16 protein-coding genes and 1 pseudogene are annotated in these 23301 nt (G+C 68.1%); 6 read left to right on the forward strand and 11 right to left on the reverse strand.

What is annotated here, in order from left to right:
• Positions 1-334: 334 nt before the first annotated feature.
• Positions 335-1243 (forward strand): NAD(P)/FAD-dependent oxidoreductase, encoded by a 909-nt coding sequence (locus Pflav_RS21640; protein ID WP_232072715.1) that lies wholly within the window; start codon positions 335-337, stop codon positions 1241-1243.
• 134 nt (positions 1244-1377) lie between these two features.
• Here the strand turns inward: Pflav_RS21640 and Pflav_RS21645 are convergent, their stop codons facing one another.
• Both Pflav_RS21645 and Pflav_RS21650 read right to left on the reverse strand, forming a co-directional pair.
• Positions 1378-2052 (reverse strand): HD domain-containing protein, encoded by a 675-nt coding sequence (locus Pflav_RS21645; RefSeq protein WP_173037770.1) that lies wholly within the window; start codon positions 2050-2052, stop codon positions 1378-1380.
• Positions 2053-2161: 109 nt separating this feature from the next.
• Positions 2162-2626, reverse strand: coding sequence for a hypothetical protein (locus Pflav_RS21650; protein ID WP_173037771.1), 465 nt, complete (start codon positions 2624-2626; stop codon positions 2162-2164).
• 155 nt (positions 2627-2781) lie between these two features.
• On the opposite strand from Pflav_RS21650, the gene Pflav_RS21655 reads away from it, so the two are divergent.
• Positions 2782-3735: a GlxA family transcriptional regulator gene (locus Pflav_RS21655; RefSeq protein ID WP_173037772.1), complete on the forward strand. Its 954-nt coding sequence runs from the start codon at positions 2782-2784 to the stop codon at positions 3733-3735.
• Entirely contained in the window at positions 3732-4283 is a 552-nt protein-coding gene (gene mug, locus Pflav_RS21660) for a G/U mismatch-specific DNA glycosylase (RefSeq protein WP_173037773.1), read from the forward strand. Before Pflav_RS21655 ends, mug begins: the two co-directional genes overlap by 4 nt.
• On the opposite strand, the gene cobF is transcribed toward mug, so the two are convergent.
• From cobF to Pflav_RS21705, 9 genes are all read right to left on the reverse strand, one after another.
• On the reverse strand, positions 4280-5038 hold the full coding sequence (cobF, locus tag Pflav_RS21665; protein WP_173037774.1) for a precorrin-6A synthase (deacetylating): 759 nt from the start codon (positions 5036-5038) through the stop codon (positions 4280-4282). The two genes, mug and cobF, sit on opposite strands and share 4 nt — an antisense overlap.
• An 87-nt stretch (positions 5039-5125) precedes the next feature.
• Positions 5126-5497, reverse strand: coding sequence for a hypothetical protein (locus tag Pflav_RS21670; protein ID WP_173037775.1), 372 nt, complete (start codon positions 5495-5497; stop codon positions 5126-5128).
• Positions 5494-11544, reverse strand: coding sequence for an RHS repeat-associated core domain-containing protein (locus Pflav_RS21675; protein ID WP_173037776.1), 6051 nt, complete (start codon positions 11542-11544; stop codon positions 5494-5496). Before Pflav_RS21675 ends, Pflav_RS21670 begins: the two co-directional genes overlap by 4 nt.
• 71 nt (positions 11545-11615) lie before the next feature.
• Entirely contained in the window at positions 11616-13883 is a 2268-nt protein-coding gene (locus Pflav_RS21680; protein WP_173037777.1) for a LamG domain-containing protein, read from the reverse strand.
• Entirely contained in the window at positions 13817-15190 is a 1374-nt protein-coding gene (locus tag Pflav_RS21685) for a hypothetical protein (protein ID WP_173037778.1), read from the reverse strand. Before Pflav_RS21685 ends, Pflav_RS21680 begins: the two co-directional genes overlap by 67 nt.
• Before the next feature lie 5 nt (positions 15191-15195).
• Positions 15196-16194, reverse strand: coding sequence for a hypothetical protein (locus Pflav_RS21690; protein WP_173037779.1), 999 nt, complete (start codon positions 16192-16194; stop codon positions 15196-15198).
• On the reverse strand, positions 16191-16454 hold the full coding sequence (locus tag Pflav_RS21695; protein WP_173037780.1) for an FG-GAP repeat protein: 264 nt from the start codon (positions 16452-16454) through the stop codon (positions 16191-16193). Before Pflav_RS21695 ends, Pflav_RS21690 begins: the two co-directional genes overlap by 4 nt.
• Positions 16451-17671, reverse strand: coding sequence for a DNRLRE domain-containing protein (locus Pflav_RS21700; RefSeq protein ID WP_232072716.1), 1221 nt, complete (start codon positions 17669-17671; stop codon positions 16451-16453). Before Pflav_RS21700 ends, Pflav_RS21695 begins: the two co-directional genes overlap by 4 nt.
• On the reverse strand, positions 17638-18360 hold the full coding sequence (locus Pflav_RS21705; RefSeq protein WP_180201278.1) for a hypothetical protein: 723 nt from the start codon (positions 18358-18360) through the stop codon (positions 17638-17640). Before Pflav_RS21705 ends, Pflav_RS21700 begins: the two co-directional genes overlap by 34 nt.
• A gap of 292 nt (positions 18361-18652) precedes the next feature.
• On the opposite strand from Pflav_RS21705, the gene Pflav_RS21710 reads away from it, so the two are divergent.
• The 3 genes and pseudogenes from Pflav_RS21710 to Pflav_RS21720 all read left to right on the forward strand — a co-directional run bounded on the left by Pflav_RS21710 (position 18653) and on the right by Pflav_RS21720 (position 23281).
• Positions 18653-20494 carry a tetratricopeptide repeat protein gene (locus Pflav_RS21710; RefSeq protein ID WP_173037782.1) on the forward strand — a complete coding sequence of 614 codons (1842 nt, stop codon included), beginning with the start codon at positions 18653-18655 and terminating at the stop codon, positions 20492-20494.
• Positions 20495-20553: 59 nt separating this feature from the next.
• The gene (locus Pflav_RS21715) at positions 20554-21435 is read left to right on the forward strand and encodes a hypothetical protein (RefSeq protein ID WP_173037783.1); all 882 of its coding nucleotides are present in this window, start codon (positions 20554-20556) and stop codon (positions 21433-21435) included.
• A 212-nt stretch (positions 21436-21647) separates the two neighbouring features.
• Positions 21648-23281 (forward strand): annotated as a pseudogene (locus Pflav_RS21720) (carboxylesterase/lipase family protein).
• Positions 23282-23301 lie beyond the last annotated feature (20 nt).

Raw genomic sequence — 23301 nt, forward strand, 5'->3', positions numbered from 1 at the left:
GGGAGCGGCGCGAGGTCATCCAAGCCGCCGCCGGCAACGCCCTGGAGCTGGTCGGCCGCCCCGACGCCGCCGAGACGCTGGCGCTGCGCACCTATGTGACCCAGCTGCTGCTGCCGCACACCTGGCTCGACGCCGCCTCGGAATCGGGGCGCTCGCTGGTCGGGGTGGCCGGGCTCCGCGACGACGAGCTTCCGGCGGCGATGGTCAACGGCTCGCTGCTGCGGCGGGCGACGCCCCGAGCCGTCGCCGAGGCGCTCGGCCTCACCTACCGGGGCGACGGAGGCACCCCGATCTCGTCGTGGTGGGGGCCGGCCCGGCGGGTCTGGCCGCCGCCGTGTACGGGGCGTCCGAAGGCCTCGACACGGTGCTGTTGGACCGCACCGGGCTCGGCGGCCAGGCGGCCAAGAGCGCCCGGATCGAAAACTACCTCGGCTTCCCGCACGGGGTCAGCGGTGAACACCTGACCCGGCTGGCGATGGTGCAGGCGCTCAAGTTCGGCGTGCGGATCTACTCCCCCTGCGCGGTGGCCGGCCTCGACCTCTCCGACGACCGGCGGCCGGCGGTCCTGCTGGAGGACGGCGCGCGGATCGAGAGCCGCGCGGTGATCGCCGCGACCGGGGCGCACTACCGGCGCCCCGACATCCCGCAGTGGTCGACCTTCGAGAAGAGCGGGTGCATCCGGTACGCGGCGACCGATCTGGACGTCCGGGGATACGAGGATCAGCCCGTCACGGTCATCGGGGGCGCCAACTCGGCCGGGCAGGCAGCCCTGTCCCTGGCCGCCCGCGGTGCGACGGTGGACCTGATCATCCGCGGCGCCGACCTCGGGGCCCGGATGTCGTCGTACCTGACCGACCGGATCCGCGCGCACTCCCGGATCCAGGTGCACACCGGTACCGCACTCCGCGAGCTGGCCGGCGCCGACACCCTCACCTCGATCGTCGTCGAGAAGTCCGGTGAGCGACACGACCGGCTGGACTGCCGGGCCCTGTTCTGCTTCATCGGCGCCGACCCCGTGTCCAGCTGGCTCGCCGGCGTGGCCAAGGACAGCGACGGCTTCGTCCTCACCGACAGCCGGCTACCCGCCGGCACGCACGGCACACCGCTGCCGTTCCAGACCAGCGCCCCCCGGCTCTTCGCGGTAGGCGACCTCCGCTCAGGCTCGACGAAACGGGTAGCCACCGCCGTCGGCGAGGGCGGGAGCGCCGTCTCCTCCGTCCACGCCACACTCGCCGCCGACTGAGCCCGTCAAGGTCGGTGCGTCCCCCGATCTCCGAGCAATACAACCCACCAAACAGATGCGAGCTACCGCGATGTCCGCGGAGGTCCAGACCGCTGCTCCCGCGGCCTCACCCTCCGCGTCACACAACCCAACCCCTACTCGTCGAATGGTGCGGAAAACAGGATCTCTTCAACCGTGGGAAGCCTGAACCCCGGCACACGACTGCGTCCCACTTCGGCGAAGTAGTGCATTATCACTCCTGCCGGCTTGTTGGCGCAGATGTCGACCATGGTTTCGAGAGCGTCCTTCTTGAATCCCAGGCGAGGGAATGCCGAAATGATGGCGTCAACCGTGCCGTCCGGCATCTTGTCGAAGCCTACGCCGGAAAAGTCGAGTGCCGATCCGAGGCATACGATTGAAATCTCCGGCTGCTTGCGGAGCGCGATGCCGAAGGTCGTGTGAAGTGCGATGGCGTCCCAGACGGTATCGATTTTCTCCGCTTCCAGCCCTTGGGTGGCCAGGAAACTGCGCGCCGCGTCGGCGCCGTCCACCTCGAACTGTCCCTCCGGCGTCCAATACTGCCGCAGCAGGCCGAGGTCGTGCAGCAGGCATGCCAGGAAGGCGACTTCCTCGTCGTAGTCGGTGCCGGCCTGCCGAAGCTGCGTCGCACCGAACAAGTACGTCCGCAACACGTGGTTGAACAGCACGTCCGACATGGTCTCGCGGGCGAAAGCCAGAGCTTCTTCCGCGAGTTTCGTCCGCGGGATCCGGATACCGGCGACTTCCTGCGGCACTACCACGGTCACTTGCTTAGCAGCATCGTGGTTCATGAATTTCGAATCCCCTCTTGGATTTTGCCGTGGCTGGTCAGCAGTACGGCCAGCGTCGCGAGTTCCGCGCCGGCCGCGATGCGCAGCGCCAGCAGTGGGTTCACGCGCCTCATACCCCTGTGGTCGAGCCGGGGCGGACGATCATCAGTACGGTGACCACCGCCCACAGCATGTTGAACATGCCGGTGTACATGGCTAGCCGCGCTGGTCCTCGCCGGTCGGCGGTCGATGCGGGTGGCAGCGAGGCGAGGGTGCGTGCCTGGCCCGGGAGGATCAGCAGCACGAGCACGCCCGCGGCGGCCGTGGTCAACGCGATCGAGATGATCAGCCATGCGTCGCCCAGCACGCCGAGGCTGCTGGCGGTGGCGAGCCCGAATACCGGTACCACGATCCCGACCGCCGTGTAGACCCGGCAGATCCGGTGCAGTGAACGGAGCACGGCCAGATCCCGGTCGGTGCCGGACTCGGCCAGGGCCCGGCGCGCCGCGGCGGGGAACATGCTGGCGGCTACGGTCACCGGCCCGATCGCGATGATGGCGGCAAGCACATGGATCGAGAGCAGAAACTTCGTCATCGGCGCCGACGCTACGCACCGCACACAGTCACTGGAAGTGGCAGGATTGCCAGGCACCAACGAGTTCTCGCCAACGCACCCCGACCAGTGAAGACGGCACCTTAGGGCCGGTTGGGAGCGTTGGCCGTAACAAGAAGGCGGCGTAGGTTGTCGCCATGCACACCGTGGCCGTGCTCGCCCTGGACCAGGTCATCCCGTTCGACCTGTCCACCCCCATCGAGGTGTTCAGCCGCACCCGGCTGCCCGACGGCCGCCCCGCCTACCGCGTCCGCGTCTGCGGTCCGGCGCCGACCGTCGATGCCGGTGCGTTCACGCTCCAGCCGCCCTGGGGCCTGGACGCCCTCACCGACGCGGACACGATCATCCTCCCCGGCTGTGCCGACCCCACCGCACCGATCCCCGGCGAGGTCCTCGACACCCTGCGGCAGGCCGCCGCCGCGGGTACCCGGATCGCCTCGATCTGCGCCGGCGCGTTCATCCTCGCCGCCACCGGCCTGCTCGACGGGCTACCCGCGACCACCCACTGGCTCGCCGCCAACCTGCTCGCCGAGCGGCACCCCGCCGTCAAGGTCGACCCCGACGTCCTCTACGTCGACAACGGCCAACTACTCACCTCCGCCGGGGCGGCGGCGGGTCTGGACCTGTGCCTGCACCTGATCCGCCGCGACCACGGCTCCGCCGTGGCCGCCGACGCCGCCCGGCTGTCCGTCATGCCCCTGGAACGCGAGGGCGGGCAGGCCCAGTTCATCGTGCACGACCAACCGCCCACCCCGCGAGGCTCCCTCCTCGAACCCGTGCTGCGCTGGATGCAGGACAACGCCGCCAAGGACCTCACCCTCGACGACATCGCCACCCAGGCCGGCATGAGCACCCGCACACTCAACCGCCGCTTCCGCGAGCAAACCGGCACCACCCCACTGCAATGGCTGCTGCGCAACCGCATCCGCCAGGCCCAGTACCTGCTCGAAGCCACCGACCACCCGGTCGACCGCATCGCCACCCAGACCGGATTCGGCTCACCCACCGCCTTCCGTGACCGCTTCAAACGAATCGTCGGTACCAGCCCCCACACCTACCGGGCCGCCTTCCAGAAACACACCACAGCGTGAACGGTGCGGGACTCGACGATGTGGTCGCCGAGGGGTTGACGGCGGTGTTTGTCGGGATCAACCCCGGGCTTGCGTCAGTGGCGCTGGGGCACAGTTTCGCGACGCCGGGCAACAGGTTGTGGCCGGCGTTGTACCGCGCCGGGTTCACGCCGCGGCTGATGCGCGCGGAGCAGGAGCGGGACCTACTGCCGTTAGGGCTGGGTATCACGAGCATCGTGCGCAGGCCCACCGCACGTGCCGCACAGCTGTCGCGGCAGGAGTTGGTGGACGGCGGCCGGGATCTGGCGGAAAGGATGCGGGCTCTGCGGCCGGGCTGGCTGGCGATGCTGGGAGTGAGCGGATACCGTCTCGCGTTCGACGCCAAGCAGGCGCAGATCGGCCCGCAATCGATGACGGTAGGCGGTGCCCGCGTGTGGATTTTACCCAATCCCAGTGGGCTCAACGCTCACTTCCCGCCAGCGGCGCTCGCGGTCGAGTTCGCCAGGTTCCGGGTGGCAATCGGGCTACCGGACCGCTCTGGCCTCCTCGGCGACGGCCCGTTTCGCTAACCAATGCGGCGCAACAGATAGGTATCCATGATCCAGCCCTTGCGCTCGCGCAGCTCGGCGCGCGTCTGGGCGATCTGGTCGACGACGTCGCCGAGCTTGCCGGCGACCAGGACCTCGTCTTCGGTGCCGAGGTACGCGCCCCAGTAGATGTCGATGTCCTCGTCCCGGTACGCGGCGCAGGCGAGGTCGGCGTCGAGCATGACCACGATGTCGTCGGCGTTGTCCGGCAGCGCCTCCTTGATGCGGCGGCCGGTGGTGACGTGCACCGGACCGGCGACCCGGTTGATCGCGATCCGGTGCCGGGCGGCTAGTGCCTGGATGCTGCTGATGCCAGCGATCACCTCGTACTCCAGCGTCAGCGCCCCGCGCTTGAGCATCGTCTCGATGACCCGGATGGTGCCGTCGTACAGCGAGGGGTCGCCCCAGACCAGGAACCCGCCGACGCCGTCCTCGTCCAGCTCTGCGTCGATGACCCGCTCCAGGCGCTCGGCGCGTTCGTCGCGCCACCGGCGTACCGCGTCGGGGTAGTCGGCCGCGGCGCGGTCGCGGGGCGGGTCGGTGACGGTGACGGTCCGGTACCGGTCGTGGGTGATGAACCTCTCGCAGATCGCCTGCCGTGCGTGGGTGAGGTCGTCGGCGGCTGGGCCCTTGTCGAGCAGGAAGAACACGTCGACGGCGTTGAGCGCGTCGACGGCCTGGATCGTGACGAAGTCCGGGTCGCCGACGCCGACACCGATGACCAGCAACTTACGCATGACACCCACCATCACCAGCAGTGCGGAAACGGAACCGCCACACCATGTCGCACGACCCCACCCGGGTTCAAGGTGGGCTGCCCTTCATCAGGGACCCGTGGGGAAGTGCGTCGATCGCAGCACCGTGTCCCTATGCTCGATCAGGGCCCGGTACCGGCCGGCCTCGACCAGAGCCTCGTAGAGCTTGCCGGCCAGGGCGAGAGTGTCCAGCTCCGGGTCCACCCGCTCGATGTGGCCGGTGAGCGCGTGCGAGGCCCACGGCTCGACGTCTCCCTCTTGCACGACGAGATGGATGATGAACCCTCGGCCGACGAGCTCGCACACGGTCCGCCCGTCGGGAAAGAGGATCTCGGCGCGGAGTGGGACACCCTTGTTCAGGTCGGCGACGAGCCGATTGATGCTTCCTGGCGGGTATCGTCCGTCGAGCGTGCCCAGCATGAGGTTTACGTAGGTCGTCATTGAAGCCCTAGGATACAAAGAGGGCTCCACCTCACGCAGGCGACAGGTTCGTTGGCCGCGGTCAGCTTCGTGTTCCACTCGTTGGTCCTGTCGGTGTCCCACCCAACCACGCGGTACTGGGTGTATGTGGGTCCGCCCCGGCTGGAGCTCACTGCCCTCCAACGCCCTTCCTCCATGTTTTCCTTCGAGATGTTCTTGGAGTGGACGTAGACCCTGGCGGCGTTTTGGCCTATCGCCCCGGAGAAGGCGGTCTTACTCGACGAATAGTTGTTCTTGTCGGGCGTCTTGAACTCCGACCGCACGCCATCGACCCACGCATCAAACACCCGCTCGTTGGCCGCGCCGCCTGCCGTAAAGCTGTCGTCCTTCGAGACGACTTCGCTGCCTTCCCAAGCGAGAAGGAACGCGATCTCGAACTCGTGGTCCTTGAACGCCGCCTTCTCGCCATTCCCCAGGGGCGCGCCGTCGTTGCCACGCGTCTCGTCGATGCGGGACAGGCAGTTGTCGATGAGCGTGTTGACGATCTGGTCCTCCGTGATTCCTTCGACGACCTCCTTGAAGAGCCTTGCCCAGCCACGAGTCCTTTGCATGCCTCCGGCGGCATCCACAAGATCGTCCGCCAGGTCTTGAAGCGCGAGCAGCAGGTTGGGGAACTCGCCATCGAGAATCTGCTTCTTACGGAACTCGCGGAGGCGTTGCAGCCGGCCCGGATCCTCGCTTTGGGTGGCCCGTCGCTCGTCCTCGTCGTTGCAGAACGGGTTCCGCTTCTTGCCGCCTGGCGTGCGCTCGTAGCCGTCGTCCGGAACCGGACGCAGGCCGTTCTTGTCCGTTATCGAGACCGGGTTGGCGTTGGCGTACGTGTACCCGTGCATCTGCTGCGGGTCCGTCACGTCGATCAACGGGTCGACGCTGATGAACCGGCCGATCGATGTGTCGTATTGCCGGGCCCCGAGATGGGTCAGTCCCGTGGCGTCCTGCGTCCCGCCGACAAAGCCCTTCTGGTCCGGCCAGGACGTGGGCGGTGCACCGCGGACGGCGCCGTAGGGCGTGGTCCGGCGCCGCGTGAGCGTGCCCGAGTTGGCGTCGATCGTGATGGAGTTCGTCCCGTGGTGGTCGCCGGCCTGGTAGAAGACGCCCGCGTTGGTGCGGATGGCGATCGGCAGCCCGCCGAACGAGTAGTAGCGAGTGGCCGTCACGGCTCGGGTGGACGTGTTGAGCCGCAGCTCCATGCCGTCGATGTAGAGCGTGATGGCACCGGGCTCCTTGCGAGCGATCCGGCCGCCGAGCCCGTCGTAGACATAGGTCGTCTCCGGACGGCCCGCGGGCTTCGAGCTGGCCAGCCTGCCCTCCGCGTCCCACACCAGCTCCTGGGTGCCTGCGGCGGGGTCCGGGCGGGTCAGCGTGTTGCCGGCCGGGTCGTAGGTGTACACGTCGGATCGGGCCGGGCCGGTCTGGTCGATCCGCCGCAGGGTGTGCGGCTGGTTGCTCTCGTAGCGGTATGTCCGCACCCTGTCGGGGCTTCCGTGGATCGTCTCAACCTGACGGTTGCCGATGTCGTCGAAGGTCCAGGAGTGGCGGTATGGCGCCGGTCCACCGACCGTCCGCGGGTTTGCCTGGCAGGTGTCCGCGGTGGCCCATGCCTCGGTCATCCGCCGAAACGGGTCGTACTCGAAGCACTGGACGTCACGTTCGCCGCCGGCCGGGGTGTCCGAAATGGACAGCACGTTACCGGCCTCGTCGTACGAGTAGCGCGCGTCCATGTCCGGGACGTCTTTGCCTTCACGGTCGACCTTCGATCGCAGGAGCCGTCCGCTGCCGCGCTCGAACTCCCAGCTCAGCCAGGCCTTCTTGGCTGTACCTCCGGTGTGCAGCTCGGCCTGCAACAGCTCGTTGACGTCGCTGTAGGCGGCCGCGGTGACGTATGCCGTCTCTCCGGTGACCGCGGTCGGTCGGCCGAGGCCGTCGTACGTCGGTACCAGCACTTCCGCCGCGAGCCCACCGGCGGCGGGCATCCCGACGGACTGGACCGTCCCGTCGGTGTTGTACGCGGTGGTGAAGTCGTAGTTCTTGCCGAGCTCGGGACCGACGTCGCCGCCGGGAATCCAGTACCGCGTGGTCAACGGGCGGTAGAGCTTGTCCCGCGCCTCGTAGCTGACGATGTAGTTGCCGTTGGCGGTGTACCGGGCGGTGTAGTGCAGCTGTCCTTTGGCCTTGGTGTCGTACTTCGAGGCGGTGAGCTTGGTCCCGGTGCCCACGTCACCTTGCCACGTCTCGATCATCCGGCCGAGCGCGTCGTACTTGTGGGACAGCTTGACGCCGCGGCCATCCGTCACGCTCGCGACCCGGTCGTCCTCGTTGTAGGTGAACGTGGACGTGCCCGCGTCCGGATCCTCCACCTTCGACTTCAGCATCCGCCGGTTGTATTCGTAACGCCACACGTTGCCGGCCGGGTCGGTGACCGTTTCCACCAGGCCCGCACGGTTGTACGCGTACCTCGTGACGAGGTCATGCTGGTGCAGCTCGACCGCGTTTCCACGGGCGTCGGTGACTGTCGTCTCCGGAACCCCGCCGTCCGGTGGTGTCACGGTGACCCGGTCGCCGGCGTAGGAGGTCGTGGTCGACCACTTCGCCGTCCCGGCGGTCGCCACGGTCTCGGCGACGACTCGTCCGGCTCCGTCGTAGGCGTAGGCACTCTGGCCATTCACCGAGCCTTCGGGCACCACGATGGGTTGGTCGCCGCCGGTACCCGTCGCGAGGTACGGATGGTTCGTCTTCGCCACGGCACCTGTGCCGGTGTAGTAGGTGTCGGTCACCAGCCAGCCACCCGCGCCGGGCGCCTGGGTCTGCCGCAGCCGCAGCAAGCCGTCGTAGATCTCGTGGCTCGCTTTGTAGCTGCCGTCGTTGGCGAGTACCTCGGTGGTGACGACGCTCGTCCTGTCGCGGCGGACGTTGTATGCGAACTTCTTCGACGGACTGGCACCGAGCGCTCGACTGCGATCGGCCAGCCAGACCGCGGTCATCCGGCCGAGCGGGTCGAAGGCCATCTCGGTCGTCAGGTCGTTCGCGTCGACGATCCGCGTGGCGAGGCCGAACGCGGGGTCCATGATGGAGTACGCCGAGTGGTCCAGCGCGTTCGTCGTCTTGACCTTCGTGGTGAGCCCGTCGGTCTCCGTGTACTCGGTCGTCGACACTCGCCCGAAGGCGTCCTTGGCCTCCGTCGTCCGGCCGTAGCGGTCGAGCGCCGTGATCTCGTTGGTAGGCGCGTAGGTGACCGTCGTTCCGTCCACGTCGCCGATCGACTCGGTCTTGGTGAGGTCTCCAACCTCCGGGACCTCACCGTGCGGCTTGCGGTCGTAGCTCGAGCGCGTGTCCGCCAGGAGGTGCGTTTCCGGGTCCGGGTTGGCCACACCGCAGCCGACAGCGAATACCCTGGTCCGGGCGATCAGGTTGTACAGGCGCTTGGCCGGATTGTCGACGTAGGACATGCGGGTGCACTTGTCGTCGTCGTTCTTCCCGGGCGCGACGTCGCCGAGGTCGTCCACCACCAAGGCACGGCCCCAGACCGGGTCGAACGTGGTGTCGACGCGCGCCTCACGCCATCGTCCACCGGCCAGCGCTGTCAGGCTGCGCACCTGGTCGGTTCGGACGAACGCCGCCTCGCGGAGCGCCCAGCCCTCATTCCTGGTATGCGTGACGGACCGCCACGGCCGGTTGACGGTCTTCGACACGACACTCGCGCCGTCGTAGACGATCGCCTCCAGCTCGTGCCCGGCGAAGTCGTCGTGGTCGTCGTGGGCGACGCCGGTGGAGTCCAGAACGCTGACCGCGGGTGCGGTCCCGTCCGCACGTGCCCCTCGGCTCATGCCGCGCAGCAGGTGGTGCTCGGTCCGGCCGGGCATGACTTGGCCATCGCCGGTCCGGACGTCGACTTGGGCGTAGCCGCGCCAGTCGGACCACGTTAGGTCGGCCTCCTTCGTGATCCCGTCGGGCTCGTTCTTGCGCCACCCCGCATCACCGACGTAGTCGTAGGTGGACACCATGTCCGGCTGCCCGCCCACGAGGTCGTCCTCGACGACGCTGCGCACCACGTACTTGTGGAACCAGTCAGTGACCCTGTGCTGCTCCCCACCGCCAAAGGGATTCCAGCGCACCGGGTAACACCGTTTGGTGTTGCTGCCCGGAGTCGGCAGGGAGCTGGCCGAGCAGTCGGTTGGGGCGTAGACGACGCTGATCTGCCCACCGGTGTCGGTCTTCACCGTCGCCAAGCGGTAGCGCACCAGCGGGGCGATACCGTCGGCCGCGGAGTCCACGCGGTTGGCCAGCTGGATCCCGTCGAGCTCCACCGTCGGCATCGAAGCCGTGCCGCCGCGGTGACCTGTGTGGTCGATCTGCTTGAGCCACAACGTACGGGAGTTGTCGTCGCCCGCGTAGAAGGCGTGCCGCAGCGTCCACGACTCGACCGGCGTCCAGTGTGGACCCTCGCGGATCTCGGTGCTGATTCCGGTGAGCCGTCTACGTGTGAAGAACGACGTCGACGTCTGCGTCGCCTTGCACTTCGTACCTGGGGCGCAAAGCAGGTCGGAGGGGACGTCCGGCCACGCGCTCGCCGTGGTGTCGTTCAGGTCCTCGACATCGCAGTCGACGGCCCCGGCCGGGATGCACCGCTCCGCGGTCGTGAACAGAACCCTGGCCGGCGCGGGCGTGCTGTAGACCTCGTTCTCCCGCTGCCCGTAGTCGATTCTGGTCAGGTAACCGCCGCGTACGTACCGCGAGCCGTCGACATCGGTCCGGCCGCCACGCGCGTAGTGGTTGAACTCCTTCTCGTAGAAGTACGAGATGACGTTTCCGTGCCGGTCGACGACGTGGTCGAGGTTCCATCGCCAGGCCTGATCGCAGTGGGAGTCGGCGAAGCCGCTCGCCTTGTGGCAGGGCTCATCCGGGTCGTCGCCGTACACGGGCTTGGTCCAGGTCGAGTCGGTCTCCTCGTCCTGCGCGCCGAAGCCGGGAAGCCGGTTGAGGCCGAAGTAGTACCGCATGCCGTCGGTGGTCGTCAGCTTCCAGTGCTCGCCGTCGTCGTCGCCGTTGGTGGCCCCGGTCAGCCGCTGGACCAGCGCGCCGGAGTCCTTGCCGAGCCGCCATGTATTGTCGTCGACCCGCACGAGCTCGCCCGAGTGTCCGGAGAGGACGATCGTGGCGTTGGGGAAAGCCCAGCACTGCTCGGCGGAGTTCTGTTGTCCGTCGTCCGCACACGGCTTGTACCGGCGTTCGATGTACCCCGGCTCGTAGGTGAACCCCTCGCCGATCCAGGAGCCTTGGTTGTTGGTCGCGCTGTTGCGGCCGTCGACAGTCTGGGAGGAGTAACTCAGGGCGACCTGTGGGTTCAGGCCTCCCGGTGTCCCGGGTGTCCGGATCGGATAGTTCCAGGTGAACGCGCCGGACGCGAGCGAGGTCGACCAGGACGACGACGGCGACAGCTTGGATGCTTTGTAGTCGCCCTGCGCCGACGCGTCGCCGGCGCTCATCGTGAGAACCGTCCCCGCGGCGACGTCAGCCGAGAGGGTTCGCGCGCGTGGGTCGTTCGCGGAATCGATGGGCGCGGTAGTCTGGCACTCGGCCCGTTCGGGTGTCACGGCGGCGCACGCTGGCAGTTTCACCAGGTGCAGCCGGTCGCCCCATGCTCCGCCCCGGGAATGCGTGAACGCCGCATAGCTGAGCGTGATGCGACCGCTGCCGGACTCGACCCGGAAGACGGGGGCGTCGAGGCCCGCACGCCGGGAGTGCGCCCGGTCGAAGGTGCGCACGCGCAGACCGGCCCTGTCGCTGGTCGAGGCCGGGGGCCAGCTGACGGTGTCCGGCCGGGTCAGCCGGCGCGCCGCGGACGGGTCGGGCTTCGGCCGGTCGGGTACCGCCGTGGCCCCCTTGGCGGCGGGCCTTGCCGCGGCGGCGGCGGGGCCGTTTCGGTCCGCCGCGTGTGCTGGGACGTGCCCCAGGCCGGTGATGGCGATCAGGACGACGACGAACGAGCTGAGCAGTGGCCGTAACGACATAGGAAACCACCCCGGTACGAGGGACTGACACGTGGGGGACACCCGACGCGGGTGCCATTTGGCCGGATGCGTCACTTGTCTTTGACCACCGTGGTGCTGGCGATCAGCTGGATCTCGGTCTGGCTCAGGACACCGGAGTAGACGCGAATCTCGTCCATGTCCCCGGAGAAGTAGGCGCCGTAGGTGGTTTCGCTCGTCTGGGTACGCCCCACCTGCAGACCACGGTCGAGCGTGCCGTTCCAGGCGGGGATGCCGGTAGCTGTGCCGGTGGCCGCGACCTGACCGTTGACGTACAAGGTGGCGGTCTGCTGGTCGTAGTCGTAGCTCAGCGCGAGGTGCTGCCCGATACCGGACTCGGACTCGGGAAGCGCCGACGCCGCGCCGGCCAGCAAGGTGACTCCGCCGGTGCCTGTGTCGTCGCCGCTGGCGAAGAACACCTTCCACTGGTGGTTTACGCAGCTGAGGGTGAACCTGCTGCGGTTGGTGCCCGGTTGGGACAGCACCGCCTGCTCCCCGGCGTCACAGTAGGCGGCCAGCCGGGCCCGGATGGCGACGGTGAAGCTGCCCCTGAGGCCGACGAGGTGTGCCGGCGAGCTGAGGAAGTCGCCGCTGCCGTCCAGGTCGACGTACGGGTTGCCGCCGCCCATCAGGTCGCTCGGATCGATGACGCAGTTGAGTTCCTCGTCGCACGTCTCCACGGGCTGGCGGAGAGTCGCGTCGCCGTTGACGGTGAGCGCCTTGGCCGGCTCGACGGTGGTCCCGTCCGCCGCGTAGCCCTTCGTCACACCCGCCGTGACCTCGTCCAGCGGCCAGTACGCGGTCCGGCCGACCCGGCGGATGTATCCCGCGTCGTCGGCCGACGCCCACCTGTCGAAGACGCGCGCCGAGGCGATCGATCCTTGGAAATTCCAGGTGTAGCCCGTCTTGGCGGTGCGGCGGCCGATGTGGAGGTTGCCGTGCGAGCCCCAGTTCGACCTGTTCGCCGCGGTCACCACCGCGCCCCTGTCTACCTGCAGCCAGATCTGATCCGTGATGGGGTCGAACCCCGCGACGAGATGTGTCCACTTGCCTAGGACGACCTCCGAGGTGCTCATCACCTGCCAAGTGCCGACGTTCGCCTCTACATCGGACGTGGGCATGTGGAAGGACCACTTCTTGGCGCCGCCGTTGATACCCAGGCTGAAGCCTGGCTCACCGACTCCGTCCTGGGAAAGGACCGTCTGGTACCGAGTGTTGCTTGTCGCGTTCACCCAGGCGCTGACGGTGAAGCCCTTGGCCGTGTTCACCGTGTTCACCTTCGCCGAGGTCAGGTAGGCCTGGCCGCCGCCGTCGAAGGCGGCCGCACCGCCGAGGACGCCGTCGGGACCCTCGGCGCCGAACGTCACGCCCGAGCCGCGCGTCGCGCGGTTCGCGGCGTCGCTGAGGTTCACGGCGCTCGCCGAGCCCGCCTGGTCGGTCAGCGCGTACTCGACGACCGGGCCACGGCCCTGGGTCACGCCGAACGTGCACGACGCACCGGCGCTTTCCTGAAGGGCGCCGTCGACGGAGTACACGGTCAGCGTGTGTGGGCCGTAGGCGGACGGTTTCCATTGGATAGTGACCGGCCCGCCGCCGGTGGTCGGCGATGTCGTCAGTGGCGACGTGCCGGAGGCGCCGGTGAACTGGTACTTGTACGCCGTCACATCCGTCGAAGCCGAGTCGAAGGTGAACGAACCGTAGGAGCCGACACCGTCGTGCCACGAAGACTCCGCCTGGCAGGCCGGTGTCGTGTCGGCGGCGTCAGCCGGAAGGTACTGCGGCGAGTCTACGTCGGGGCCGAGCGGCTTGGTGGCGTCGAGGACGAACTCGCACGGGCCGCTACTACCACTCCAACTCAGGCGGTTGCCGTTGTCCCAGTCGGACACGTCGGTCCGCCACGCGACGGTGACGTTTTCCGGGATGGTGATGCCGGCGTTGGCGAGGTTGTATTCGTATCCGCCACCACTCTTGACCGTGGTCTCACCGACGTGTGTCTGCGGGCTGCCGCCCGGCGGGGTCCAGGTCACCGTGAACTGGACGCTCAACGGCTCCGCCGTGGTGTCCGGATCCGACGCGGTCGCCTTGAGCACGGGGAGCTTCGGCACGTAGGGGCGCGACGACCCGGTCACGCAGCCGGCGCCCGGGTCGGACGCGAGGTTCGTGGCAGGCGCCGGCCTCTTGTTGTACCGCACCGAGATGAAGGCGTCGTTGCAGAAACGGCGCATGGCCCGGTAGGAGCCTTCCGTGTCGGACTTCATGCCGAACGTCGTCGCGGTCCAGCCGTTGGCGTTCGCCTCGCGGAGCGCCTGCGTGGCGTCCATGGAGAGGTTCCGCTGGATCTGCCCGCAGCTCTGGGTACCCGTCGAGTTCGTGGTGCCGAGGTAGGTGCCGCCGGCCCAGCCCGTTCCCCCGGCTGATTGCCCCAGTTCGTGCCGCCGTCGACCCCGCCGGTACGCCACAGTTGCGTGCCATAGGCGTTCGTGGGGTTCTCGACCGCCTTCAGGGTCACGTTGAAGTTCGCCTGAAGGATCTGCTTGTCCGAGCCCAGGTAGGCGCTTGTCGGGACGATGAAGAAGATCCGCGTGACGTCCGAGGAATCGCAGGCGCTGGTGTCCCTGGGGCACTTGCCCACACGCTGGTCAGTCGCGTTGCCTCGACCTGCCCAGTCCCAGTACTCGTTGTTCGGATATCCCGAGTCGACCACCGTCCGGTTGGAGTTGTAGTCGCTACTCCACTGTGGATCGATGTAGATGGGATAGCGCAACGCCGGGTCGGCCAGCATCATGGGGTCCGGGCTGAGAATGAGCCGGTTGCCTACAAGCCGGATGCCGACCGGGCCGTGCTTGGCGGTCTCCGGTGCGTATCGAGCTGGGTCCAGGGTCTCCCCCGGGTTGGCGCCAACGCCTGAGTCCCACATAGCCGGCTTCGGCGCGACGAACATCGTGCCGCCGGATCCGGCGTCGGTCGCCACAAGCCGGCCGCCCTTCACCTGAAGGCGCAGGCGTTCGGTGCGCACACCGAGGGCTATCTCCCGCAGGGCGGGCTGCTTCGCCGCCTCGGCGCTCTTGACGACCAGGACGTGCGAGAAGCTTTCGACATCCGAGTTCACGACGAGGTCGACGTCGGGAAGGACGTCGCGATACGTCGCCCGCGATCCCTCGACGACGGGTGCCGGCAACGGTCGCGGCCAGGTCAGGCTGAGGCTGCGACCCGATCGGGCCATTGTCGCGAGTGGTGAGTCGCCGCCGTTGGAGAATGTCACCGGCATCGTGGTCGCCTTGGGCGTCAGCCGCCCTGTGCCGGTCTTCACGATGCCGGCGTCGACCGGCAGCCACTTCCCGCCCCGGTACACCCTGATCGGTTGCTGGTGCTCCTCGCGGGTGTAGGTGCCGTCCGGGTTGGCATACGTGGTGGCGCGTTCGCTACGAGCCGCCGCGACCTCGACCTGCCGCCCGGATTTCCTCGCCGCGACCGTGGCCTCCTGCTCGGTCACCTTGACAGTCGCCGAGTGTCCGGTCGCACCTTCCGGCTTCGCCACCACGTCCGGCCTGCCGCGCAGCTCGGTGGAGGGCAGCACGGCCACGGCGGTCAGCACCAGCAGCGTGACACCGACAATGGTTCGTCTCATCGTTCTCATCCCGCCTGTGCGCCGAAAGCGATGGAACCGGTGGGGGCCACGACCGTGGCGGCGGCGTCGACAGCCGCGGAGCCGGCGACCAGATCGGTCCACCTGATCGCGTATAGCGACTTCATTCCCTGGTACACGGACGGCGCGAACAGGTGCGTGCCGTTACCCCCGACGGCGACGCCGATCAGCGTCCGTGCGGCCGCCGTGCCGGGTCTCACCGCCACGTCGTATGTCAACGTCCCGGTCCGGCCGGCGGGAAACACCCTCACCTCGCCGCTGTCCAAGAGGTTTCCACCGGCGTCCGTGCCCGGCGCGCCGACCGCGGCGACGAGCTTCGCGTCGGTGACCACGGTGGTCGGATCGAGGTTGACGACAAGTGTCTTCTCGCCGAAGCGATCGCCGGTCTGGCGACCCGCCTTCCAGTTGGTGGAGAGCAGGCTCACCGCCGAGCCCGTGACCTTGTAGAAGTGGACTACGCCGGTGTCGTCGAAGCCGGCGTCGTCCTCCCCTGGGGCGCCGACGAGCAGGATGGAGTCGATCGGGCCGCCGGCGATCGTCCGATAGGGAGCCATCGAGATCGACTTGCCGAACTCGTCGCCCGCCTCGAACCCGTTCACGCCGAAATCGCTTTGTGAGATGCACATCAGCAGCTCGAGCCTGTTGTTGGTGATCGTATGGCGGAACGTGCAGACACGTCCGGCGAACTGCGTGGCCGCCGAGCCCGACTCGCCGGGCATCGAGATCGCGAGCTGGTTGCCCGTAGCCGCGACGGCCGTACCGAACCGATCGTCCGTCTCGTTGCTCTGACCGGACACAATGGACTGCTCCATCGCGATCCGGTGTTCGCCCCGTATGTACGTGGCTGTGCCCGCGTCAATGACCCCGCCCACGTCGTCGCCCGGAGCGCCGACGACGATGAACGGCTCGCCGCCGCTGGTCTGTCCGGCGACCAACGCGAAGCCAAACCAGTCGTAGGCGCCCTGAGCGCCGGGGACACGGTTCACACCCTGGACGAAGGTCTCCGCCGCCGGCCCTTGCCGAGCCCGGCCGGCGTCCCATAGAGAATGTCCACCTGGCCCGCGTCGGGTGCCGTCAGATCCTCGTACGGCGTACCGATCGCCAGGTCGGCGCAGCCGTCCCGGTTGACGTCCACGACGGCGATGGACGAGCCGAAACGGTCACTGGCCTCAGCGGTGTCCGGTACCTCTGGCAGACTCTGGTCAAGAGTCGTCTGCGTACCGGTCCTTCCGTCGACGACCGTCACCGCGCCGGATTCCCATAGCCCGCGGACGCCTTCAACGGGTCGCCGATGGCCTTGTCGACATAGCCATCACCGTTGAAGTCGGCCTTCTCCGTCACCACTCCCGGGCAGCCGGGCGCTGGAGGAGACCAAATGTCGACCGTGAACTCGCACCAGCCCGACCCGGTGGACCAGACTCCGGCGGCCGACTTGGCGATTGTCTGCCACCGGTAGGACTTCCCGTCGACAAGTTCACCCGGCGGAATTTGATAGTTGGCGGTCGTGTCCGCACCGACGGTCACGTACCGGACGGTGGTGGCACTGCTGCCGACCTCGCCGTACTCGAAGTGGACGTCGACGTTGTGGCCATCGCTCTGGGAGTATCTCGCCGACAGCGTCGGTTGCGCCGTGCCGATCGCGGGACGTCCCGTGCCCGTCGTGCATGACGTGGTGGGCGTAGTGGACTTGTTCACGAATCCCGGCGGGAAGCTCCACGAGACGATCGCATGCGGATGCGTCCCGGAGTCGTAGGCCTTGAAGCGGCGGTAGTAGGCGTTCGTGTTGTCCCAGTACGGAGTGAAGGCCACGGCGAACGCCCCATAGCCCTTGTTCGCCGCTACCTGGAACACCCCGGCCGCTTCGTGGTCGAGCCATTGCCCGGTGCAGACGCCATTGGACGGCCGCAGACTGTGCCCGGCCGCCGTGAACGCGTACGCGCCGGCGTCGCCATTGCCGTTCTTACCGATGCCGTTGCCGTAGGCATCCATCAAGTCGGGCCGGTTGTCCCAGTAGGTGGAGTCGAAGATGTTCCCGCTGGCCGGGAAGAGCAGCATGTTGTAGGCGTCGCAACTCGCGGCGTAGGTGCCCCACAGCTTGACGTTGGCGTAATGGATCGTCGCCCCGCTCATCCCCTGCGCGGTGAAGTTGACGTACGCGATGCGCTTGGTGCCGCCGCCGTCCTGGGTGCCACTCTCAAGCTCCGGCGAGGTCCAATACCTTGTGGTGGTGCCGGATCTCACCCACGTGTCCTGTCCTCCGTAGGCGACCTGCGACTGGTCGGACGGGTCGACGGTGATCGGAAACCGCCGCGCGGGATCGTGCAGCCACGCCTTCTCCGCCGCCAATCCGAAGCGCCCGTCCACACGCGACAGCCCAACCTTGTGGACGTTCTTCGGGCCGCCGGTCGCGTCCTTCGCGGCGTCCCACATCAGCGGCGCCGGCGTCGAGCCGGCGTTGTGCACCAAGCCCCATGCCCGTCGGGCTTGGATGCCGCGTCGCCGAGCTTCAGCGCCGCCTGCGCGCGGTCGTAGTGGGCGAGCGCCGCCCGATTCTTGATCACCGTGAACTGCTCGTATCCGGTCATCTGCGCCTCGACGACGAGGTCGATGCCTGGCAGGACATCGCGGTAGATGGCTCGCTTGCCGTCGAGTACCGGCTCGGGCAACCCGTCACTCCAGCGCATCGCGCGTCGCGTACCGCCCGCTTTGATGGAAGCGAGATCGGACTCCCCGCCCTCCCGCCGCCCCGCGAGCGTCAGGTCGTTGAGATGTGCCGCGGGTGCGACGGTCCCGTCAGGACGGGCGTGGAGCGTCAGGTCGACCTCGGTCCACCGGCCATCCCGCTTGAAGCGCACCGGTCCCGAGGCGATCACACTCTCGAACCTGCCGTTCGGCAATGCCCACACTTTCGCGTTCTCGGTGGTCATCTCCTCTATCGGCACCTTTTGCCCGGTCGCCCGGGCCACCTCGGAGGCGTGCTCGCGGGCAGCGGCCAGCGGCTCGCGCGGCTCCGGTCGCGCCGATACCGGCTCGGGCGACCCACTGCCCGCGGCACCGACGCCTGCCGCCGGCAGCGGCGTGACTCCCACGCCCGGCACAAGCAGGACCGCGATCGTCCACGACATCGCCTTGAGGCGACCCAGTCTCACCACGACAAACTCCTAGGGTCCGAGATCGGGGCATGACAACTACTAGCCCGCCGGGGAGTTGGCCGGTACGCACAATGGCGGACAGCGAACAAAGAACGGCTCCACCGCTGGTCAGAGCATTGTTCGCGGCCGTACGCCGAACAATTCGCGCCGTGGCGCGACGCTCGCGCGCCTACCCCTGTCGCGCCGCGAGGACCAAGATCTGACCGCAGAGCGGATCGGTCCGGGAAACGATCATCGTTAGACTGAGATCGATTGGCATCTACGGAAAGCAAGCGGGGGCGGTGACTAACGCGTGGGCGGCACTTCTGGTGCCCCGCGGCGGGGGCGCAAAGAGGGACTAATCGATCCCGCGCTGCCTTCACATCGACGGACGTTCGCGCAGCGCCTCCGTGCGCTGCGCAAGGACTGCCACGATCCGGCGTACCGACTGCTCAGCAGGCTGTCGCACTGCGGGACGGGGACTCTCTCGGAGGCCGCGGGCGGTCGCCGCTTCCCGACGTGGGAGACGACTCGTGCGTACGTGACGGGATGCCTGCTGTACGCGCAGCGCGGTCCGGAGATCGACGAGGTCCTGCCGGTGTGGCGCCATCTGTGGGCGGAGACAAACGCCGTGGAGCAGGCGCATCGCCAGCAGGAGGGGGGTCAAGGGTCGGCACCACCCGCGGCAAGCTCCCCGCCGACCACGGCCGTCGACGCACCGGAGCCCGCCGAGGTCGTCGGCGTTGCGCGAAGTCCTCACTCGGAGGGGCTGGTCAGACGGCGGGCGCTGCCGTTGCGCGCGATGACGGCCGCGGCTGTGGTAGTGCTCATCATGGGCCTCGTCGGCGCGAACGCGCCGGCAGCCCGGCCTCATATGACCGGCCTCTACAACATCGTGCTGGCGCCGTTCACATGGTCCGGACCGACGCCGGCGTCGCAGGTGCCAAGCCGCCTGCAGACCGTCCTGTTCAGGGAGCTGAATGCCTGGGCGGACGAGGTATCGGCGATCCAGCTACGCGGACCGGACCAGGTCGAGGTCATCGAGCCTGAGCGCGGTTCGAATCGCAACGAGTCGTTGCACAGGGTGGCGCGTGACCACGGTGCCGACGTCGTCGTAACCGGGCGCTTGCAGTCCATCGATGGCATGCTGACCGTCGAGATCGAGCTGTTCCTCACCGACCGGACGTTCGGCGACGCACCGGAGTTCGTTGGCCTGCACACCATTAGCGTCACCGAGCCGGTCGACGTGCTCGAGCGAAACCTCGAGATCAACGAAGAGCTGACCGAAACGGCCGTCCACTACCTGAAAGCCGTCGTGGCGTTCGTTCGCGGCCTGGGCGACTACGCGTTGGACGACTTCACCGGCGCCGAGGGCAGGTTCCTGACGGCCGAGGCCGAGTTTGACCTGGTAGACGAGGTCCCGGGCCACCACAGAGTTCGGCATGACGTGCTTTACCTCCTGCTCGGCAACACCGTCGGACGTGGCGACAAGGCGCGGCTCGACCAGGCCGTCGACTACTACCGGCTGGCCCTGTCGCAAAACCCCTCGTACACCCGCGCGCGGATCGGCTTGGCCGAAGCGACCCGGGCTGCCGTCCGCTGCCAGGCCGGCCAGGCCCAGCCCGGACCGCTCGAGCTGGCCGCCGACCACTACCGGGCCGCGCTCGCCGGCGATGACGGCGACGACGGCTCCCAAGCGTTCCTGCGGATGCAGGCCCACCTTGGCCTCGGACTGGCATATCAGTGCCTGACCATCGCCAAGCTGGGCGACCATTGGGCCGACGCCGACGCCGAGTTCCGCGAGGTACTCCGTCTGCACGCCACCGGCGGACTGGCCGGCGGCGAGGCGCGGCACTCCCTGCGGCTGGCAGCGGAGGCCAAGGCCGGTCAGGCGCTGACCGCATACCTCACGGCGGGCCAATCCGATGCGGCCCGATACGGCGGCTACCAGACCGCCGCAGCGGCGTATGAAGAAGCACTGGCCCTTCTGGACCGGATCGACGTCGTGCGACCGAGAAACCTGGAGCGCGAGCTGATCTACCTCCGCAACCTCCGATCGGTCTACCAGGCGATGGACGCTCCGGAGCTGACGGACGTCGACGCACGAATCTCCGCCACCAGCAGCACTCTCGCCTCGGTAGCCAAACGGCGATGACCAACGCCATGCACAGGCTCCTGGCCCACCGAGGCCGCTACCTCGCCGTCCTCGCAAGCGTGCTCGCCGTGGCCGCGGCGACCGCCGTCGCGTTGGCATCCAGATCTTCCGACCAACCCCAGCACGGTGTGGTGCCGCAGCACCTTGCCAGCGTCCCCGGTACGCCCGCCGAAATACCTTCGCAGATACCGACGGCAGGTCAGCTACCCACAAGTGACACGCCGGAGCCGCTGCCGCACCCGTCTACCGCCGACCGGACCAGCGCGAGCGCGAGGACGGGCGGGCCGACCACCAGCAGCGGCAATACAGCGCCGGCCACCACATCGACAAGCGCCGAGGAGCCAGAAGACCTGCTCAAGCGGCAGGACCCGGTCCCGGACGGCGTCGCCGAGCAGGTGGAGTTCTTCCTGGGCGGCGGTAGCGAAGATCCCTGTACCGGCGAGTTCGGGCCGCCACACATCACTGGTGACAAAAGCGCGGAGATTCCGTCAGAACCAATACTCTGCTTTTATGGCTTCAAAGAGTCACAGCCGCTGACAGTGACTATCACCGACCCTGCACGCCACGAGACCACGGTGGTGCTGCAGTCTACGGATAGTTACTTCTGGACGGAGGTTCGCGTCCTTCCGATCAACCCACTCGGGCTCTACTCGGTCAGGGCCGAGCAGGTGTCGAATAGCGCATCCCACGAGTTCACCCTGCGACGCGCGAGTTCGCCACGCCTCCTGCTCGCCGCACCGCCCGTAGCCGTCGCCACAGGTGATGACGTCAACCTTTACCTAGGCGGCTTCCCGCCAAACAGCCCGACACTTCTCCACCTGTACAACGCCACCACAGGTCACTACCGCACCTCGTTCACCGCTCCTGTCGACGCACACGGCGAGGCGCACATCGTAATCGACACCAAGCCCGACGATCCCCAGGCTGCTACGGCATCATGAGTCCGCTCGCTTACGACCCGAAGTCCCCACCCGAGTCCGCATTCTGCATGAAATAGACAGCTCCTGGACTCAGGGTGGCCTCGGCGTCCTGTCGCGGAGGTCACCCCAACTCCAAAGGCTATCTCGACCGCCATCTGGTACGTCCGTTTGCGTATACGAGAAGCCGTTCGTGGGCCGATTCGGCCAGGGCCGCTACCGATGATGCTGCGCGCATGAGTCCATTGAGGTCATTTCGATCTTTCTTCGTGGCGGCCGTGGCGACCGTGGCGACCGTGGCTGCCGTGGCCGCCCTGGCTGTGGTGTCGGCCGTGCCGGCGGCTGGGGCGGCTACCGAAGGCGGCCTCGACCGAGGTGTGCTGCCAACCGTGGTGCGGGTCGATTCGGGCGCGATCCGCGGCGAGGCCGGCGCCGATGTCATCCGCTTCTCCGGCATCCCGTACGCCGCCCCACCCGTCGGTGACCGACGTTGGACCGCGCCCCGGCCGCCGCGACCGTGGGCCGGTGTCCGGGACGCGATCACCCCAGCTCCGATCTGCCCGCAGTTAGGTCGCGACGAGCAGTTCAACGAGGTCGTCATGGGTGACGAGGACTGCCTCTACGTTGATGTCGTCGTGCCGACAAGGCCGAGCCGGCCCGGTCGCCTGCCGGTGATGGTGTGGCTGCACGGGGCGGCTTCACCTCCGGCGCGGGCTCGCAATACGACGGTGCCCGCCTCGCCAGCGACGGTGACGTCATCGTGGTCGCCGTCAACTACCGGATCGGCGCGCTCGGCTTCCTCGCCTCGGCAAAGCTCGACGCCGAGGGCACCGTTTCGGGCGGTTACGGCCTGCTCGACCAGGCCGAGGCGCTGCGCTGGGTACGTCGCAACGCCGCCGCGTTCGGTGGTGACCCACATAAGGTGACCTTGGCGGGCCAGTCGGCGGGCGCACGCGCCGTCTGTACCCACCTGGCCGCACCTGCCTCGCGCGGGTTGTTTCAGCGCGTGATCGTCCAGAGTGGCGCCTGCGCCAACCCGGTCATGGAAAAGGCGGACGCCGAACGAAAGGGTGCCCAGGCGATTCAGGATGTCGGCTGTGCCGGCGCCGCGAGCATCACCTCCTGCCTGCGGCAGACCGCGACGGCACAGCTGGTCCGCGTCCTGACCGACCCGGGTCGGCCGGTCACCGCGGAGCGCCGCGACGACCCGTGGGGACCGGTCGCCGGCACCCGCTACCTGCCCCGGCAGCCGATCGACGCGATCCGGCGGGGTTCCGCGATCGGCGTACCCCTGCTGATCGGCAGCACGCACGACGAGATGGCCGGGTTTGTGCTCAGCCGGCACGACGATCTGACGGCGGAAGGCTATGCCGCCCAGATCCGTGCCACGTTCGCCGACCGCGCCCAGGACGTGCTCCGCATGTACCCGGTCGAGGACTTCGCCAGCCCCGCGCTCGCACTGTCCACAGTGCTCACCGACTGGGGCGGCGGGATCGGCAGCTGTCCCACCCTCACGACCGCCCGCGTCGCGAGCCGGCACGCACCCGTCTACGCGTACGAACTCTTGGACGGCATCCCGCCATTCGGCGCGTACCACGGCTGGGACCTGCCCTTCCTGTGGAAGACCTCGATCCCGCTAAGCCAATTCCCCGACTACGAGGACATGACGCCAAACCAACAGCGACTGAGCCGCGCGATGGTCGACTACTGGACGACCTTCGCACACCACGGCACCCCAAACACTCCCCGCCAACCGCGCTGGGCGCCGACCCATCGTGAATCGGTCTCCGCGCTCGGTCTGGCCGCCGGCGAGATCGCACCCACACCGTTCGCGGCCGACCACAAGTGCGGCTTCTGGGACAAGACCTGATCATTGTGCGGATGTTGGTT

This window comes from Phytohabitans flavus (assembly GCF_011764545.1).
Classification (GTDB): domain Bacteria; phylum Actinomycetota; class Actinomycetes; order Mycobacteriales; family Micromonosporaceae; genus Phytohabitans; species Phytohabitans flavus.

What these genes read in the sequence shown, in the direction of transcription:
- Pflav_RS21650 (WP_173037771.1), bottom strand. Translation starts at nt 2,626, where the DNA reads ATGACGAAGTTTCTGCTCTCGATCCATGTGCTTGCCGCCATCATCGCG.
- Pflav_RS21675 (WP_173037776.1), bottom strand. Translation starts at nt 11,544, where the DNA reads ATGTCGTTACGGCCACTGCTCAGCTCGTTCGTCGTCGTCCTGATCGCC.
- Pflav_RS21645 (WP_173037770.1), bottom strand. Translation starts at nt 2,052, where the DNA reads ATGAACCACGATGCTGCTAAGCAAGTGACCGTGGTAGTGCCGCAGGAA.
- Pflav_RS21685 (WP_173037778.1), bottom strand. Translation starts at nt 15,190, where the DNA reads ATGAGACGAACCATTGTCGGTGTCACGCTGCTGGTGCTGACCGCCGTG.
- Pflav_RS21680 (WP_173037777.1), bottom strand. Translation starts at nt 13,883, where the DNA reads ATGGACGCCACGCAGGCGCTCCGCGAGGCGAACGCCAACGGCTGGACC.
- Pflav_RS21670 (WP_173037775.1), bottom strand. Translation starts at nt 5,497, where the DNA reads ATGACGACCTACGTAAACCTCATGCTGGGCACGCTCGACGGACGATAC.
- cobF (WP_173037774.1), bottom strand. Translation starts at nt 5,038, where the DNA reads ATGCGTAAGTTGCTGGTCATCGGTGTCGGCGTCGGCGACCCGGACTTC.
- Pflav_RS21655 (WP_173037772.1), top strand. Translation starts at nt 2,782, where the DNA reads ATGCACACCGTGGCCGTGCTCGCCCTGGACCAGGTCATCCCGTTCGAC.